At 69.9% G+C, this 17335-nt stretch carries 15 protein-coding genes; 6 read left to right on the top strand and 9 right to left on the bottom strand.

Going from position 1 to position 17335, the window contains the following annotated elements; all coding sequences use genetic code 11:
* Positions 1 to 7 precede the first annotated feature (7 nt).
* The 3 genes from dinB to A8G15_RS04055 form a co-directional block, all read right to left on the bottom strand.
* On the bottom strand, positions 8 to 1252 hold the full coding sequence (gene dinB / locus A8G15_RS04065; RefSeq protein ID WP_068155547.1) for a DNA polymerase IV: 1245 nt from the start codon (positions 1250 to 1252) through the stop codon (positions 8 to 10).
* Between the two features lie 56 nt (positions 1253 to 1308).
* Entirely contained in the window at positions 1309 to 2697 is a 1389-nt protein-coding gene (radA, locus tag A8G15_RS04060; protein ID WP_068155707.1) for a DNA repair protein RadA, read from the bottom strand.
* Between the two features lie 103 nt (positions 2698 to 2800).
* On the bottom strand, positions 2801 to 3433 hold the full coding sequence (locus A8G15_RS04055; RefSeq protein WP_068155546.1) for a copper chaperone PCu(A)C domain-containing protein: 633 nt from the start codon (positions 3431 to 3433) through the stop codon (positions 2801 to 2803).
* Between the two features lie 289 nt (positions 3434 to 3722).
* Here A8G15_RS04055 and carD point away from each other — a divergent pair, with 289 nt between their 5' ends.
* From carD to rlmB, 5 genes are read left to right on the top strand one after another with little or no spacing between them, the layout of a single operon-like run.
* The gene (carD, locus tag A8G15_RS04050) at positions 3723 to 4211 is read left to right on the top strand and encodes an RNA polymerase-binding transcription factor CarD (RefSeq protein WP_068155544.1); all 489 of its coding nucleotides are present in this window, start codon (positions 3723 to 3725) and stop codon (positions 4209 to 4211) included.
* A gap of 33 nt (positions 4212 to 4244) precedes the next feature.
* The gene (ispD, locus tag A8G15_RS04045) at positions 4245 to 4970 is read left to right on the top strand and encodes a 2-C-methyl-D-erythritol 4-phosphate cytidylyltransferase (protein ID WP_068155705.1); all 726 of its coding nucleotides are present in this window, start codon (positions 4245 to 4247) and stop codon (positions 4968 to 4970) included.
* Positions 4971 to 4974: 4 nt separating this feature from the next.
* The gene (ispF, locus tag A8G15_RS04040) at positions 4975 to 5451 is read left to right on the top strand and encodes a 2-C-methyl-D-erythritol 2,4-cyclodiphosphate synthase (RefSeq protein ID WP_068155542.1); all 477 of its coding nucleotides are present in this window, start codon (positions 4975 to 4977) and stop codon (positions 5449 to 5451) included.
* A gap of 11 nt (positions 5452 to 5462) precedes the next feature.
* Positions 5463 to 6857: a cysteine--tRNA ligase gene (gene cysS, locus A8G15_RS04035; protein WP_068155540.1), complete on the top strand. Its 1395-nt coding sequence runs from the start codon at positions 5463 to 5465 to the stop codon at positions 6855 to 6857.
* Positions 6857 to 7834, top strand: a complete 978-nt coding sequence (gene rlmB / locus A8G15_RS04030; protein WP_068155539.1) for a 23S rRNA (guanosine(2251)-2'-O)-methyltransferase RlmB — start codon at positions 6857 to 6859, stop codon at positions 7832 to 7834. The genes cysS and rlmB overlap by 1 nt, the downstream gene beginning before the upstream one ends.
* A 27-nt stretch (positions 7835 to 7861) precedes the next feature.
* Here the strand turns inward: rlmB and A8G15_RS04025 are convergent, their stop codons facing one another.
* From A8G15_RS04025 to A8G15_RS04000, 6 genes are all read right to left on the bottom strand, one after another.
* On the bottom strand, positions 7862 to 8725 hold the full coding sequence (locus A8G15_RS04025) for a 5-oxoprolinase subunit C family protein (protein ID WP_068155704.1): 864 nt from the start codon (positions 8723 to 8725) through the stop codon (positions 7862 to 7864).
* Between the two features lie 120 nt (positions 8726 to 8845).
* Positions 8846 to 9370, bottom strand: coding sequence for a hypothetical protein (locus tag A8G15_RS04020; protein WP_068155537.1), 525 nt, complete (start codon positions 9368 to 9370; stop codon positions 8846 to 8848).
* 123 nt (positions 9371 to 9493) lie between these two features.
* Positions 9494 to 13117 (bottom strand): hydantoinase B/oxoprolinase family protein, encoded by a 3624-nt coding sequence (locus A8G15_RS04015; protein WP_156665242.1) that lies wholly within the window; start codon positions 13115 to 13117, stop codon positions 9494 to 9496.
* A gap of 38 nt (positions 13118 to 13155) precedes the next feature.
* Positions 13156 to 14040, bottom strand: a complete 885-nt coding sequence (locus A8G15_RS04010) for a metal ABC transporter permease (RefSeq protein ID WP_068155535.1) — start codon at positions 14038 to 14040, stop codon at positions 13156 to 13158.
* A complete protein-coding gene (locus A8G15_RS04005) occupies positions 14037 to 14903 on the bottom strand; it encodes a metal ABC transporter ATP-binding protein (protein WP_068155533.1) in 867 nt (288 codons plus the stop codon). Before A8G15_RS04005 ends, A8G15_RS04010 begins: the two co-directional genes overlap by 4 nt.
* A 27-nt stretch (positions 14904 to 14930) precedes the next feature.
* Complete coding sequence (locus tag A8G15_RS04000) at positions 14931 to 15998, bottom strand: metal ABC transporter solute-binding protein, Zn/Mn family (protein ID WP_068155530.1); 1068 nt, start codon at positions 15996 to 15998, stop codon at positions 14931 to 14933.
* 153 nt (positions 15999 to 16151) lie between these two features.
* Here A8G15_RS04000 and A8G15_RS03995 point away from each other — a divergent pair, with 153 nt between their 5' ends.
* On the top strand, positions 16152 to 17258 hold the full coding sequence (locus A8G15_RS03995) for a LacI family DNA-binding transcriptional regulator (protein ID WP_068155527.1): 1107 nt from the start codon (positions 16152 to 16154) through the stop codon (positions 17256 to 17258).
* Positions 17259 to 17335: the final 77 nt, after the last annotated feature.

Genomic DNA, 17335 nt, shown 5'->3' with positions numbered 1-17335 from the left:
GCCGAGGTCAGTCCGGCAGGAGTGGCACCCCTGGGCGGTGATCCCGGCCCAGGAGCGTCGCGGACGTCAGGGACCCGGATCCGAACCGGCTGTGAACGTCGTCGAGCACCGCGTCGAGGGCGTGCCGGTCGATCGGCCGGTGCGTGACCACCTCGGGCTTGGGATCGGCGGGCCTGTCGACCCGCTCGTCGAACGGCAGTTCCAGCTGTTCGGTGTCCTCGCCGTCGAGATTGGTGACCGCGACCCCGACGAGGGTCAGTCCGCGGTCGGCGACGAGCGGCCACGCGGTGTGCAGCAGCTCGAGGGCGGTGTCTCGGACCGTGTCGGTGCGCGCGGTCGCGACGGGCAGGGTGTGCGAGCGCGTGACGCGGGTGTAGTCGGCGAAGCGCAGCCGCAGCACGACCGTGCGGCCCAGCCGCCCGGCGGCCCGCATTCGCCGGGTGACCTTGTCGACGAGGAGCATCAGGGTCGCGGCCACCGAGTTGGGATCGTGGTATCCGCGGCCCAGGGCGTGCTGGGCGCCCATCGAGCGGCGCCGACGCCGGGAGCGGACGGTCCGGGGATCGAACCCGTGGGCCAGGGCGTGCATGTGCCGGCCGGTCGCCTTGCCGAGCAACGACACCAGGTCGGTCTCGCTGTGGTCCGCGACGTCGGCGACGCGGCGGATGCCGTGGGCGTGGAGGGTGGCGGCGGTGACCTTGCCGACACCCCACAGGCGTTCGACGGGCAGCGGGTGCAGGAACTGCAGTTCTCCGTCCGGTGGCACGAGCAGCAGCCCGTCCGGTTTCGCCACGCCGCTGGCGACCTTCGCGAGGAACTTGGTGCGCGCGACCCCGACGGTGATCGGCAGCCCGACCTGGTCGGCGACGTCGCGCCGCAACCCGACCGCGATGTCGAGTGGTGTGCCCGCGATCCGTCGTAAACCGCCCACGTCGAGGAACGCCTCGTCGATCGAGATGCCCTCGACGAGCGGGCTGGTCCGGTCGAAGACGGCGAACACGTCCTTGCTCGCGCGGCTGTAGGCATCCATGCGTGGTGGCACCGAGATCAGGCCGGGGCACAGGGCGCGGGCGGCTCGCCCGGGCATCGCCGTCTTGATCCCGTACGCCTTCGCTTCGTAGCTCGCGGCCAGCACGACCCCACCGCCGACGACGATCGGGCGGCCCCGCAGCGACGGATCGTCGCGTTGCTCGACCGACGCGTAGAACGCGTCGAGGTCGGCGTGCAGGATCGTCGCATCGGACACGAACATATGTTCGCATCCTTCTCCGACAGGGTGAAGGGAACCATCGCCCGCTGACGGAAGCGCTAGTTCCGCAGCGTCGCGAGTGCCTGCACGATGTTGCCCACCTCGGTCGCCTTCACCGACTTCGGCACGCCGTCGGTGTCGCGGGGAACCAGCGCGCGGGTGAAGCCGAGGCGACCGGCCTCCGCGAGCCGCCGCCCCACACCGGACACACGGCGGATCTCCCCGGCGAGGCCGACTTCACCGAGCAGTACCGTGCCCGCGGGCAGCGGACGCTCCCGCACCGCCGACGCAACCGCGAGCGCCAGCGCGAGGTCCGCGGACGGATCGGTGATGCGCATGCCGCCGACCGTCGACGCGTACACGTCGGACTTTCCCAGCGGAAGCCTGCAGTGACGTTCGAGCACCGCGAGGACCATCGCCACCCGCGCGGAGTCGAGCCCGCTCACCGCCCGCCGAGGCGACGGATTGTTGGTGGGGACGACGAGTGCCTGCAACTCTCCGAGCAGCGGACGTTTGCCGTCCATGGTCACGGTGATCGCGGTCCCGGCGACCTCGTCGGTGCGGTGCTGCAGGAACAGGCCGGAAGGATCGCTGACCCCGGCGATGCCGTCCTCGGACAGTTCGAAACAGCCGACCTCGTCGGCGGCCCCGAAACGGTTCTTCACGCCGCGCACCATGCGGAGTGTCGAATGCTTGTCGCCTTCGAAGTGCAACACGACATCGACCAGGTGCTCGAGCGACCGCGGCCCGGCGACCGCGCCGTCCTTCGTGACGTGCCCGATCAGCAGCACCGGAACGCCGCTGGCCTTGGCGAGCGAGGTCAGGGCGCTGGTGACGGCACGCACCTGGGTGACGCCGCCGGAGACACCGTCGACGTCCGCGGCGAGCATCGTCTGCACGGAGTCGACGACCAGCAGCGTCGGCTTGACCTGCTCGACGTGACCGAAGATCGTCGCGAGATCGGATTCGGCAGCGAGGAACACCCGGTCGTGCACCGAGCCGGTGCGGTCGGCGCGCAGGCGCACCTGGCCGGCGGATTCCTCACCCGTGACGTACAGCGAGCGGTCGTCGGGACTGCGCTGGGCCCAGCGATGCACGACCTCGAGCAGCAATGTGGATTTACCGACGCCGGGTTCGCCGGCGAGCAGCACGACCGATCCGGGAACCACCCCGCCGCCGAGCACCCGGTCCAGTTCCGGGATCCCGGTGGGCTTGGCGTGCGTGGCCTTGCCGTCGACCAGCGTCAGGGGAGTGGCGGGCGTGGTGGGCAGGACCGCCGCGGCACCGGCCCGCGCCAGCGATGTCCCGGGGCGCGCGGCGACCGCGGCGGGAACAGCCGCTGTCTCGTCCATCGATCCCCAGGTGCCGCACTCGGGACAACGTCCCACCCACTTCGCGACGGTGTGCGCGCAGTCGCTGCATCGGTAGATCGATTTCGTCTTGGCCACGCGCTGCAGGATAGAGGCGCGGACCGACATCAGGGCCGACCGAAAAGCACGGGGCCGGGCGAGCGGATGCTCGCCCGGCCCCGTGCCGGCTACGAAAACGGGGTCAGTGACCCTCGCCGACCACCGGCGACATCTCGGACTCGTGCCGCTCGAGCTCCGGTCCGGCGTCGACGGGAACGCTGATGGTCACGTCGCCGGCCTCGGCGAACGTGAAGGTGACCGGGATGGTCAGGCCGGGGCGCACGCCCTCCTTCAGGCCGGTCAGCTCGACGACGACGGGAGCCGAGGTGTCGGGCTCCTCCTCGTCACCGGCCGGCTTCGGGGACTCGTCGACGACGAGCGCCTCGGCGTCCGCGGCCTCGGCGGGCGGAAGACCCGCGACGACGGAGCCGCCGGCGGGAATTTCGAGGTCGCCGACACCGGTCGCGGCGGCCGCGTAATCGGTGGAGATGCCGGTCAGCCTGTCCGCGGTGTACGGATCGAGGTTCACGATGCTGAAGCCGAGTGCGGCCTTGCCGCCGGGCTCGATGGAGAACTCCTCGGAGTTCGGGTAGATCACGTGCACATTGCGCAGTGCGATCTGGCCGACGTTGCCGCTGTTGCCGTTGACGGCCGCGACCTGGGTGGCGGTCTGGCTGATCTGGCCGGCGCCGCATGCGGACAGCGTGAGCGCTGCCCCGGCGGCCAGGGCGAGAGCAGTCGCGACTCGGCGAGTCGGCGCGTTCGGAGCAGTCACGGGTTGTCCTCCACTCGAGTAAGGCTCGCAATCCACTAGGCAGAGTAGTAGTTGCGGGCGGCGCGGTCTTCCCCGGGGGCGTTGTCGCGGCACGACGGTGGGGCGGCGCCGCTCGCGCGCGCTCTACCGCTCATGATATTGACGCCGTGTGGCAGAAGTCACGAGATGCACGGAACCGATTGCCTGTCAAGCCCTACGCGCACGTGTCCGTGCCCCTGACCTGCACCGTTGATGAGGGCAGCGTGTGGCCGCGTGTTAAACTCGAAGAATCGAAAGGGGCACGGGACACATGATTTTCAAGGTCGGAGACACCGTCGTATACCCCCATCACGGTGCGGCGCTGATCGAAGCTATCGAAACACGCACCATCAAGGGTGAGCAGAAGGAATATCTGGTTCTGAAAGTCGCGCAGGGCGACCTGACTGTACGGGTTCCTGCGGAGAACGCGGAATACGTCGGTGTTCGCGACGTGGTCGGGCAAGAGGGGCTCGACAAGGTCTTCCAGGTTCTGCGCGCGCCGCACACCGAGGAGCCGACCAACTGGTCGCGCCGCTACAAGGCCAACCTCGAGAAGCTCGCTTCCGGCGACGTGAACAAGGTCGCGGAGGTCGTGCGCGATCTGTGGCGTCGCGAGCAGGATCGCGGACTTTCCGCAGGTGAGAAGCGCATGCTCGCCAAGGCGCGGCAGATCCTCGTCGGTGAGCTCGCGCTCGCCGAGGGAACCGACGACGTCAAGGCGGAGACGCTGCTCGACGAGGTTCTCGCCGCCGCGTCCTGACGCGTGGCTGCAGCGAACATCGAAAAACAGCAGTTGAACGATCGCAGCGGGCCGGTCGTCGGAATCATTCCGGCGGCCGGCCGCGGCGTCCGTCTGGGCGAATCCCTGCCCAAGGCGTTCGTCGAACTCGGCGGCCGCACGATGCTCGAGCGTGCGGTACGCACCATGATCGACTCCGGCGCGGTCGACCGCGTCGTCATCGTCGTTCCCCCCGAACTGGCAGGGATCCCCGCCGGCGAGCTCGTCGGAACGGGGCCCGCGGCTCGCGTCACGGTGGTCGCCGGGGGTGCCGAACGCGCCGACTCGGTGCGGGCCGGACTCGACGCGGCGGGCGATGCCAGATTCGTGCTCGTCCACGACGCGGCGCGGGCGCTGACTCCGCCGGACCTCTGTGCGCGCGTCACCCGGGAGTTGCGCGACGGGCAGGACTCGGTGATCCCGGTTCTACCGGTCGCCGACACCATCAAGAGCGTCGACGCGGACGGGCGGGTCACCGGCACACCGGACCGCTCCACCCTGCGCGCGGTGCAGACCCCGCAGGGTTTCGACGTCGCGCTGCTGCGCCGCGCGAACGACGACGCCGGGGATGCCACGGACGACGCGGGACTCGTCGAACGACTCGGCGAGTCCGTGCACACCGTCGCAGGCGACCCGCTCGCCTTCAAGATAACGACGCCGTTGGATCTGGTCCTGGCCCGGGCGTTGCTCGCGTCGGACACGGATCCCAGGGAAACGGCAGAACGAGAACAGGAGCGTTAGCACCGTGCGAGTCGGTATCGGATCCGACGTCCACCCCGTCGAGGCAGGGAAACCGTGCTGGATGGCGGGGCTGTTGTTCGAAGGGACCGACGGGTGCTCGGGGCACTCGGACGGTGACGTCGCAGCTCACGCACTGTGCGATGCGTTGCTCTCCGCTGCCGGTCTCGGCGATCTCGGGGCGGTGTTCGGAACGGACCGGCCGGAGATGGCCGGGGCGAGCGGTGCGTCGATGCTCACCGAGGTCCGGCGGCTGCTCGAGTCGGACGGCTTCACGATCGGGAACGCCGCGGTGCAGATCATCGGGAACCGCCCGAAGATCGGGCCGCGCCGCGACGAAGCGCAGCGGGTCCTGTCCGACCTGCTCGGGGCGCCGGTCTCGGTCTCGGCGACCACCACCGACGGGCTCGGCCTCACCGGCCGCGGCGAGGGTGTGGCGGCCATCGCGACTGCTCTGGTCCTGCCGTCCGAATCGGAACGGTAGGATCGCTGGTCGTGACCTTGCGCCTTTTCGACACCGAAACGCGGGCCGTGCGGGATTTCGTTCCGCTGGTCCCCGGCCATGCCTCGGTGTACCTGTGTGGCGCCACCGTGCAGGGCGAGCCACACATCGGTCACGTGCGCAGCGGCGTGGCGTTCGACGTACTGCGTCGGTGGCTGTCCGCGCAAGGCCTTGACGTAGCTTTTGTGAGAAATGTCACAGATATCGACGACAAGATCCTCCGGAAGGCCGCCGAAGCGGGTCGTCCCTGGTGGGAGTGGAAGTCGACCTACGAGCGTGCCTTCAACCGCGCCTACGACGCCCTCGGTGTGCTGCCGCCGTCGGTGGAGCCCCGAGCGACCGGCCACATCACCCAGATGATCGACCTCATGCAGCGGCTCATCGAGGCGGGCCACGCCTACGAGGCCGACGGCAACGTCTACTTCGACGTGCTCAGCTACCCGCAGTACGGTGCGCTGTCCGGGCACAAGCTCGACGACGTCCACCAGGGCGAGAGTGCCGGCCTCGGCAAGCGCGACCCGCGCGACTTCACGATGTGGAAGGCCGCGAAGCCCGGCGAGCCGTCCTGGCCGACTCCGTGGGGTCGCGGCCGGCCCGGCTGGCACCTCGAGTGCTCGGCGATGGCCGGCTACTACCTCGGTGAGGCCTTCGACATCCACTGCGGCGGCATGGACCTGGTCTTCCCGCACCACGAGAACGAGATCGCGCAGGCCAAGGCCGCGGGCGACGGCTTCGCGCAGTACTGGCTGCACAACGGCTGGGTCACCATGAGCGGTGAGAAGATGTCCAAGTCCCTCGGCAACGTGCTGTCGATCCCGAATGTCCTCACGCATGTCCGGCCGCAGGAACTGCGGTACTACCTGGGCAGTGCCCACTACCGTTCGATGCTCGAGTACTCCGATGCGGCGCTGCAGGAAGCGGCCGCCGCCTACCGGGGCCTCGAATCGTTCGTGCTCAAGACCCGCGACCGCGCCGGTGACGTTCCGGCCGGAACCTGGACCGAGGCGTTCGCCGCGGCCCTCGACGACGACCTGGGCGTGCCGAAGGCGCTCGCCGAGATCCACGGTCGCCGCAGCGAGGGCAACAAGGCGCTCGACGCGGGCGATCTCGACACCGCCGTGCACATCGCCGGTCAGGTCCGCGCGATGCTCGGCATCCTCGGTGTCGACCCCCTCGATCCGCACTGGCAGGAACAGTCCCGCGACGACTCGGCGGCGCTCGCCGCACTCGACGTGCTCGTCGCCGCCGAACTCGAACGGCGGCAGGCGGCGCGCGCGGAGAAGAACTGGGCGGTCGCGGACGAGGTGCGCGACCGCATGGCGAAGGCGGGCATCGAAGTGACCGATACGCCGAACGGACCCGAGTGGTCCTTGAAAGCAGGGCAGTGATGGCTGGCAATTCTCAGCGCCGCGGTGCGATCCGCAAGGGCGGAAGCAAGAAAGGGCAGGTCGTCGGGTCCGGCGGCCAGCGACGTCGCGGTCTCGAGGGACGCGGTGCGACCCCGAAGGCCGAGGACCGGCCGTACCATCCCGCCGCCCGGCGTGCGCGTGCCGCTGCGAAGACCGCCGACCAGCGCACCGGTGGTGGCGGCGGGAGTCGTCGACCGGCGGGGCGGAAGTCCGAGGACGGTCCGGAAATGGTGCTCGGCCGCAACCCGGTCGTCGAGTGCCTGCGGGCAGGTGTGCCCGCGAACGCGCTGTACGTCGCGATCGGCGCCGAGTCCGACGAGCGTCTCAAGGAGGCCGTCCAGCGTGCCGCCGAAACGGGAATCTCGATCCTCGAGGTGCAGCGCAGCGAACTCGACCGGCTCACCGCGAACGGCATGCACCAGGGCATCGGCCTTCAGGTGCCGCCGTACCGGTACGCACACCCGGACGATCTGCTCGCCTCCGCACGCGACAACCACGAGCGGCCGTTGCTGGTGGCGCTCGACAACATCACCGACCCGCGCAACCTCGGTGCCGTCATCCGCTCGGTCGCCGCATTCGGTGGTCACGGCGTGGTGATCCCGCAGCGTCGCAGCGCGGCGGTGACCGCCGTCGCGTGGCGTACCAGCGCCGGTGCCGCGGCGCGGCTTCCCGTCGCGCGGGCCACGAACCTCACCCGCACCCTCAAGGACTGGCAGTCGCAGGGTGTGCGGGTCGTCGGGCTCGACGCGGGCGGCGACACGAGCCTCGACGATTTCGACGGCACCGATCCGGTCGTGATCGTCGTCGGTTCCGAAGGCAAGGGTCTGTCCCGTCTCGTGCGTGAGACGTGCGATTCGATCCTGTCGATCCCGATGGCGGGCGACGTCGAGTCGCTCAACGCGTCGGTGGCGGCGGGCGTCGTCCTCGCCGACATCGCGCGCCAGCGTCGCGGGTAGCCGAGCGTCTCTGCCGCATTTGCCGGGTCAGCGCGTGCGACGGAACTGCACGCGGTGTCCCGGACGCAGTTGCGCGGCGATGTGCACGTCCTCGGGTACGACGACCGCGATCACCGGATAGTCGCCGACGGCGGGGTGGTCCGCGAGCAACAGGATCGGATGCCCCTCCGGGGGCACCTGGATCGCGCCCGCGACCGTCGGCTCGCCCGGGAACCGGTCACCGCCCGCCCGGTGCAGCGGCCCTGGACCGTGCAGGCGGATGCCTACTCGGTCCAGTTCTGTTGTGACAGACCATGTTTCGCGTGTCAGTGCGGATAGGGATCCGGCGCTGAACCACCGCTCCTGCGGTCCGCGGCGTACCCGCAGCACCGCAGGGTCGGGCGTGCCGGCCGGTGGTGGGATCTGACACTCCACCGGGAGTTCGGCGGCGAGTCCGCCCGCCAGGAGCCGGTCGCCCACGGCCACCGGCGCCGGGCCGGTACCGGCCCGTGTGTCGGTGGCTCGGCTACCGAACACCTCCGGCACGTCGATACCGCCGCGTACCGCCACATAGGTGCGCAAACCCTCCGACGGTGCACCGAGCGTGAGAATGTCACCGTCACCGAGGCGCAGCATCGCGTAGTCGCCCTGCGGACGGCCGTTCACCGCGACCGCGACCCGTGCGCCCGTGACCGCGACGATCGTCGCCCCGACACTGCGTACCGCGAGCCCGCCGACGGTGACCTCGAGGGTCGCGGCGGCCGGGTCGTTGCCGACGAGCCGGTTCGCCGCGTCGTGCGCGGTGCGGTCCACCGCACCGGACTCGGAGATCCCGGCCTCGGCGTCTCCGGCGCGCCCACGATCCTGGACTGTGGTCAAAGCTCCGCTGCGAACGATCTCGAGCCATGCCATACCGAAATTCTCCCGCACCGGGCCGTCGGGTGCCCGGAGATCACGCACGCTGAGCCGAACCGCGTCCCATGCGGTCCGAGGTGTCGTGAGGACCGGTCGATCCGCCCTGCCGGCCGGGACTCAGCTGCTGCCGAAACCCGGGTTCGGGGCCTGCCCACCGCTCGGTGCCGGGACGGCGGGCGTCTCGGTCGGGACGATCACGACCGGTGATGCCTGCTCGACCGTGAATGCCTCGAGCGGGAAGAGAGCGAGGGTCTCGCCGATGCCGGGGTAGTCGGACACCCACATGGCGGTGTTGTCGGCGTTGACGCAGGACGCCAGCGCGACGTACGGGCCGTCCGGTACATCGACCACCGTCTGCACCGTGCTGCCGGGCTGTACCTCGCCCGAATCGTAGAGCGTCTGGCCGGCACCGGTGACTTCCCAGACCGGGGGCAGAACCCCGCCCGGCGCTGGTGCGAGCGAGGTCGTGCAGGTCAGCGGGCCCGAGGTGGTGTTGGTGATCGTGTTGGTCACGCTGTTGCCGTCGACGCCGAAGGCGTAGGTGACCTCACCGGCGGCAGCGGCCGCGGCGAGGCCCGGGACGGCGACGGCGAGTGGAAGGGACGCCGCGGTGATGAGTGCGGCGCGGATTGTCGATCGCATCGAGGCTCCTGACGGTCGAGTGAGGTGGCCTTTTCGATCTTGCTGGAGGCGCGGGCATCGCGGGTGTTTCTCGGCCCGGCGTGTCCGTTCTCGGATGCGGTACCGGCCGGCCGCGCCGCGCGGTCAGCGCCGGCCGTACCCTCCTCCGCCCGGTGTTTCCACGACGAGCACGTCGCCCGCCCCCACGTCCACCGAATCGCACCCGGTCATCTCTGTCACGCCGCCGTCGGCGCGTTCGATCCGGTTCGCGCCGAGCGACCCCGGTTCGCCCCCGGCCATACCGTACGGCGGCACACGTCGATGCCCGGACAGGGTGCTGACGGTCATCGGCTCGAGGAACCGGATCCGCCGGGTGCCGCCGTCACCACCGTGCCAGCGACCGTTGCCGCCGCTGCCCGCCCGGATCGAGTACTCCTCGAGCAGCACCGGCAGCCGCCATTCGAAGACCTCCGGGTCGGTGAGCCGAGAGTTCGTCATGTGCGTCTGGACCACCGAGGTGCCGTCGAATCCGTCGCCGGCGCCGGACCCGGAGCCGAGCGTCTCGTAGTACTGGTGCCGCGCGTTGCCGAAGGTGACGTTGTTCATCGTGCCGGCGCCCTCGGCCTGCACCCGCAGTGCCGCGTACAGCGCGCCGGTCACAGCCTGCGATGTCTCGACGTTCCCCGCGACCACCGCGGCCGGATATTCCGGCGCGAGCATCGATCCCTCGGGGATCACGATGTGCAGCGGGCGCAGGCATCCGTCGTTGAGAGGGATGTCGTCGGCGACGAGTGTCCGGAACACATAGAGCACCGCGGCGCGGGCCACCGACGACGGCGCGTTGAAGTTCGTCGGCAACTGCGCGGACGTCCCGGTGAAATCGATTGTCGCCGAGCGGTCGTCACGGTCGACGGTGACGCGGACCTCGATCACCGCACCCGAATCCGTCTCGTACCGGTAGTGCCCGTCCTCGAGCCGGTCGACGACGCGCCGCACTTCCTCTTCGGCGTTGTCCTGCACGTGCCGCATGTACGCCTGCACGACGTCGAGCCCGAAGTGCTCGATCATCCGGCCGACCTCGGTGACGCCACGCGCATTCGCGGCGACCTGGGCGCGCAGGTCCGCGAGGTTGGTGTCGGGGTTGCGCGACGGATACTGCCCGGAGGTGAGCAGTTCGCGTGTCTCGCCGGTGCGGAAGTTACCACCCTCGACGAGCAGCCAGTTGTCGAAGAGCACCCCCTCCTCGCGGATGTCGCGGCTCCCGGCCGGCATGGAACCCGGTGTCAGACCACCGATCTCGGCGTGGTGGCCGCGTGAAGCGACATGGAACAGGATGGTATCGGTACCTGCTTCGAAGACCGGGGTGATGACGGTGACGTCCGGCAGGTGGGTGCCCCCGTGGTACGGATCGTTGACGGCGTAGACATCGCCCGGTTTCATCGCACCCGCGCGCCGCCGCACGACCTCCTGCACACTGGTTCCCATCGACCCGAGATGCACCGGGATGTGCGGAGCATTCGCGATGAGGTTGCCGTCCGGATCGAAGAGCGCACACGAGAAGTCCAGCCGCTCTTTGATGTTGACGGACTGCGCAGTGGATTCGAGGGTGGTGCCCATCTGTTCGGCGATCGACATGAACAGGTTGTTGAAGATTTCCAGCAGCACCGGATCGGCCTCGGTCCCGACCTGCGCGCCGGCCAGTGCTTCCCGGCGATCCAGTACCAGGTGTCCGTGATCGGAAATGGTTGCCCACCAGCCGTTCTCGACGACGGTTGTGGAGAGGCTCTCGGCGACGATCGCGGGACCGGCGACCTCGGTGCCCGGTGCCAGATGCTCGCGCCGGTACAACGGAACCTCGCGCCATCCACCGTCGACGAACATCCGGACGGTGACGGGAACCGCGTCCTCCGGGTTGCCGGCACCCAGACCGGCCAGATCGGGACGGCGGGTCGGGCCGGTGGCCTCGACCGCGACCGCGTCGACGATCAGCGGCCGGTCCATGAGGAACGAGTACGTCCGGCGGTGCACCGCTTCGAACTCCGCGATCATCGACGCCGGATCGGCCAGCGGCACAGGCACCGACGTGTCGGTGCCGTCGTAACGCAGGTGTGCGGATCGGGCCACGACGATCCGGTCGTCGGGGATGCCCTCGTCGCGCAGCTCGGCGCGGGCGCCGGTCTCGAGTTCGGCGGCGACCCCGTCGAGCCGCGGCATCGCCTCGTCGGACAGGTCGACGACGACCGACTGCTCGCGCAGCGCCGCCGTGTCGGCCAGGCCCATCCCGAGGGCGGAGAGCACGCCGGCCAGCGGCGGCACCAGCACCGTGCGGATGCCGAGTACGTCGGCCACCGCGCAGGCGTGCTGGCCGCCCGCCCCACCGAAGGTGGTGAGCGCGTATTCGGTGACGTCGTGGCCCTTCTGCACCGAGATCTTCTTCACCGCGTTCGCCATGTTCGCGACCGCGATCTGCAGGAACCCTTCGGCGACCTGCTCGGGGGAGCGGTCGTCACCGGTGGCGGTGCGGATCTCCGCGGCCAGGTCGGTGAACCCGGCACGCACCGTGTCGGTGTCGAGCGGCCGGTCGCCGTCCGGCCCGAACACGTGCGGAAAGTGTTCGGGCTGGACGCGGCCGAGCATCACGTTGGCGTCGGTGACCGTCAGCGGGCCACCGTTGCGATAGGACGCCGGACCCGGATCGGCTCCCGCCGAATCGGGACCGACCCGGTAGCGGCTGCCGTCGAAGTGCAGGATCGAACCGCCGCCCGCGGCGACCGTGTGGATGTCCATCATCGGCGCGCGCAGCCGCACACCCGCGACGACCGTGTCGAACACCCGCTCGTACTCCCCGGCGAAGTGCGACACGTCGGTGGACGTGCCACCCATGTCGAATCCGATGACCTTCCCGAACCCGGCGATCTCCGACATGCGGGTCATACCGACGATGCCACCCGCCGGACCGGACAGGATGGCGTCCTTGCCGCGGAAATGCTGCGCTTCGGTCAGGCCGCCGTTGGACTGCATGAACATCAGCCGCACGCCGGGCAGTTGCTCGGCGACCCGGTCGACGTAGCCGCGCAGCACCGGCGACAGGTAGGCGTCGACGACGGCGGTGTCGCCGCGGGGCACCACCTTCATCAGCGGGCTGGCGACCGCGGACAGCGAGATCTGGCCGAACCCGATCTTCTCGGCGAGTTCCCCGACGGCACGCTCGTGTTCCGGATACAGGTGACTGTGCATGCACACCACCGCGACCGAGTCGATGCCGTCCGCGTGAGCCTCACGCAATGCGGGTTCGAGTGTGTCGAGGTCCGGTGCGCGCAACACGGTTCCGTCGGCGCGGACGCGTTCGTCGACCTCGATCACCCGCTCGTACAGCAACTCGGGCAGCACGATGTTGCGGTCGAAGATGCGCGGCCGGTTCTGGTAGCCGATGCGCAGGGCGTCACGGAAGCCGGCGGTGATCACCAGGGCGGTACTCACGCCCTTGCGTTCGAGCAGAGCGTTCGTCGCGACGGTGGTGCCCATGCGGACCTGCTCGACGAGATCGGCGCCCACCGGTGCGTCGCCGGGTACGTCGAGCAGCGCGCGGATGCCTGCGACGGCCGCGTCACGATAGCGGGACGGGTTCTCCGACAGCAGTTTGTGGGTGACCAGCGTGCCGTCGGGGCGGCGGCCGACGACGTCGGTGAAGGTGCCGCCGCGGTCGATCCAGAATTCCCACCGACCGGTCCCGCGATTCTGCTGGTCTGCCGTGTCCACCGTCGCCATGGATCGAGGGTATCGACCCCGCTCGGAAGGGCCCGACGTCAGTGCGCGGCGACGGCCCGCCCGGCGCCCCGTCGCTGCCGGGCCGATCCGATGAACCGGCAGACCAGGTAGATGACGAACGCGATCGCGGTGATGAAACTCGAGACGGGCACGCCCGGGGCGAGGGCCAGGAGGATGCCGCCGACCGCGGCGAGTTCCGCGAACACCACCGCCAGCACCGTCGCGACGAGTGGGCTGCTCGCGACCCGCGCGGCCGCTGCGGCGGGCGTGATGAGCAGGGCCATCACCAGCAGCGCGCCGACGATCTGCACTCCGAGCGCGGCGGTGATGCCGACCAGCACCGCGAACACGATGGACAGGGCGCGGACCGGGACGCCGCGCGCGGCGGCGACCTCGGGGTCGGTGCTCGCGAACAACAGCGGCCGGTAGATGAAGACCAACGTGCCGACGACGACCGCGGCGCACACGGCCAGCACGGCGATCCCGGTGCCACCGGGCGCGACGATCTGGCCGGTGAGCAGCGAGAACGCGGCGCCGGTGCGGCCGTCGTAGGCCCACAGCAGCAGCACGGCCAGACCCAGCCCGAACGCCATGACCACGCCGATCACCGAGTCGCGTTCGCGGGCGCGGGTGCCGAGGACACCGAACAGGATCGCCGCGACGACGGCGCCGAAAACCGCGCCGAGACCGACGGAGACACCGACGAGCAGCGCCGCGGCGGCACCCGTCAGCGACAACTCGGACGTGCCGTGCACCGAGAACGCCATCTGCCGGCTCACGATCAGCGGGCCGATGATGCCGGCCAGCAGGCCGAGGATCGCGCCGGCGAGCAGTGCCTGCTGCACGAAGTCGTACTGCAGCAGATCGACGGTGGCCTGCCAGTCGAACATGCGGCTCATCGCGTCGGTGAATTTGCTGCTCATGCGTGATCCTCGTGATGGTCGTGATGGACGCCCTCGCCGGGGCGCAGTCCGCCGGCGCTGCCGAGCGCGTCGATGGCGTCGCCGGTGCCGACGACCACGAGGCGGCCGCGCATCTCGAGGACCTCGACGTCCGTGCGGTACAGCTCCGACAACACCTCCGAGGTCATGACCTCGGCGGGGGTGCCGATGCGGAACTGTCCGTCGACGAGATAGAGGACGCGGTCGACGAGCGGCAGGATGGGGTTGATCTCGTGGGTAACGAACAGCACGGCCGTGTCGTGGTCGCGGCGACGCCGGTCGATGAGGGAGGACACCAGGTGCTGGTTGGCGAGATCGAGGCTGAGCAGCGGTTCGTCGCACAGCAGAACACGGGGGTCGCCGACGAGCGCCTGCGCGATACGCAGTCGTTGCTGTTCACCGCCGGACAGTGTGCCGATCGGGGCGTTCGCGTACGACTCGGCTCCGACCTGCGCGATCGCGGCGTCCACGGCGGTGCGGCGGGTCTTCCAGAAACGGACCCCGGTGCCCCAGCGGTGCCCGTCGACACCCAGGCCGACGAGGTCGCGGCCGCGCAGCGGCACACCCTCGTCGAGCGACTTCTGCTGCGGCACGTATCCGACGTGCGAGTTCCCGGTCCTCGCCGGGGTACCGGCGATGGTGGCGGTGCCTGCGCTGAGCGGGAGCTGTCCGAGCAGCACCTTGAGCAGCGACGACTTACCGGCACCGTTGGGGCCGAGCACCGCGACGAACTCGCCGGGCCGGACCGTCAGGTCCAGGTCCTGCCAGAGCGTGCGGTCGCCGAACGACAGCCGGGCCTTGCGGAGTTCGACGGCGGGGGAACCGCCGGGGTTGTGTGTGCTCACCGGAGTCCGTGTTCTCGAGCGGGTGGATCAGGCCGGGGTACCGAGTGCGGCGGTCAGCTTCTCGACGGTGTCCGTCTGCCACCGGACGTAGTCGACGTCCTCGGGCAGCGTCTCGGACACCTCCACGACGGGGATGCCGGACTGCTCGGCGGCATTGCGCATCTCGCGGCTCACCTTGTCCTCCGTCTGCGGGTTGTAGATCAGCACCCTGACCTGCTTGTCGAGCAGAAGCTGACGGGTCGCGGCGATCGACGCGGGCGAGGGATCGGTGCCGTTCTCGACGGCGTTGGTGAAATCGGTGGGGGTGACGTCGTTCAGTGCCGCGGCCTGGACCAGGTAGTGCCCGATCGGTTCGGTCTGCGCGATCGGAGCCTGCGGGTGCGCGGCCGCGACAGCCGCGGTGCGATCGGAGACCTCGTGCAACTGCGTGTGGAAGGCGGCCGCGTTCGCGCGGTAAACGTCCGCACCCTCGGGATCGAGTTCGGCGAGACGATCGGCGACGGCGTGCGCGACGGCGTCGGCTGTCGCGAGGTCGTACCAGACGTGCTCGTTGACACCGCCGTGATCGTGACCCTCGTGACCGCCGCCGCTGTGGTCGTGGGCGTCTTCCTCGTGAGCGTCCTCGTGCGCCTCGGCTTCGCCGCTATCGGTCGCCTCGGCTCCGCCGCTATCGGTCGCCTCGGCTCCGTGGTCGTGCCCGGCATGCAGGTCGCTGTTCTCGCCGGATTCGAACAGCGCGAACGCGTCGACGGTCGCGGCGCCGGTGTTCGTGGCCTCGAGGACGTCGTCGACGAACTGGTCGTAGCCGCCGCCGTTGTAGACGACGAGCGAGGCGTCGCTGAGCGCCGCCGCGTCGGCCGGGCTGGCCTCGTAGGAATGGGGGTCCGCGGAAGGCTCGGTGATCAGCGACCGGACCTCGAGCCTGTCGCCGGCCACGGCCTGGGCGACCGAACCCCAGACATTGGTCGATGCGACGACCTTGATTCCGCCCGAGTCGGAGTCGCTACCCGAACCGCATGCGGTCAGGCTCAGCGCGGTGACTCCGGCGAGGGCTACGGCGGCGGTTGCGGCACGCGTGCGGGGGGACAGTCGCACAGATCCTTCTCCTGGATTCGACGTCGGGCGTGTCCGCGGGCAGGCACCCTAACGTTATTGGAAACCGTTACCGTTCTACTTTAGCGGACCGGAAGGGGACTTCGGACCCCACCCGGGTGGCCGTGATGGTCGACACACCGCTACGGTCCGTGCATGCCCAGGTCCCGACAGCCTCGCCGCCAGGCCACCCTGGCCTCGATCGCGGCCGAGCTGAAGATTTCGCGGACCACGGTTTCCAACGCGTACAACCGCCCCGATCAGTTGTCCGCCGAACTGCGCGAACGTGTCTTCGAGGTCGCCAAGCGGCGCGGCTATCCCGGACCCGACCCGATGGCGCGGTCGCTGCGCACCCGCAAGGCGGGCACCGTGGGGGTCCTGCTCACCGAAGCGCTGAGCTACTCGTTCCGGGACCCCGCGGCGATGAGCTTCCTGTCGGGGCTATCCGAGGCGTGCGAGGTCGCCGGTCAGGGATTGCTCCTGGTCCCGGCGGGCCCGGGGCGCGACGACGAGGAGGCCGCGCAGGTCGTGCACCGGTCCTCCGTCGACGGATTCGTCGTCTACTCGGTGCCCGACGGCGACCCCTATCTCGCGGCCGTGCTCGAACGGCACCTGCCGATCGTGGTGTGCGATCAGCCGCGTGGCATCTCCACCGCGCCGCTCGTCGGTATCGACGACCGCGGTTCGATGCGCCGCCTCGCCGAATACCTGATCGGATTGGGGCATCAGCGGATCGGCGTCGTCTGCATGCGGCTCGCCCGCGACCGCCACGACGGTGTCGCCGACGCGTCGCGTTTCGCCACCGACAGCTTCCACGTGCAGCACGAGCGGATCCGTGGTGTACAGGAGGCGATGACCGCCGCCGGCCTCGACCCCGCCGAACTCACCGTCGTCGAGCGGTATGCCCACACCGCCGACGACGGCGCCGCCGGTGCCGCACAGGCGATGACGGCCGATCCGCGGATCACCGCGCTCATGTGCACCACCGACGTCCTCGCGCTCGGCGCGCTCGCGTGGGCGCACAATTCCGGGCTCGATGTGCCGGGTCACCTGTCGATCACCGGCTTCGACGGCATCGACGAGGCGCTGCGCGAGGGACTGACCACCATGCGGCAGCCGCAGAAGGAGAAGGGCCGCCGCACGGGCGAACTCCTGCTCGCGGCGCCGTCGCATTCCGGGTTCGGTCAGGTTGAGACGCTGGAAACCGAACTGCTCCCGGGCCGCACCGTCGGTCCGGCCGAAAGACTCTGGTGCGCAGAATAATTCGCTGAAAGAATTCGCCGACGAGAGCGACAGCCGCACACGTCCAGGACGTGTGCGGCTGTCGCTTCCGTGTGCGA

The organism is Rhodococcus phenolicus, assembly GCF_001646785.1.
In the GTDB taxonomy this organism is placed as follows: domain Bacteria; phylum Actinomycetota; class Actinomycetes; order Mycobacteriales; family Mycobacteriaceae; genus Rhodococcus; species Rhodococcus phenolicus.
The sequence above is the reverse complement of the archived record's forward strand: the minus strand, read 5'-3'. Positions and strand labels throughout refer to the sequence as shown.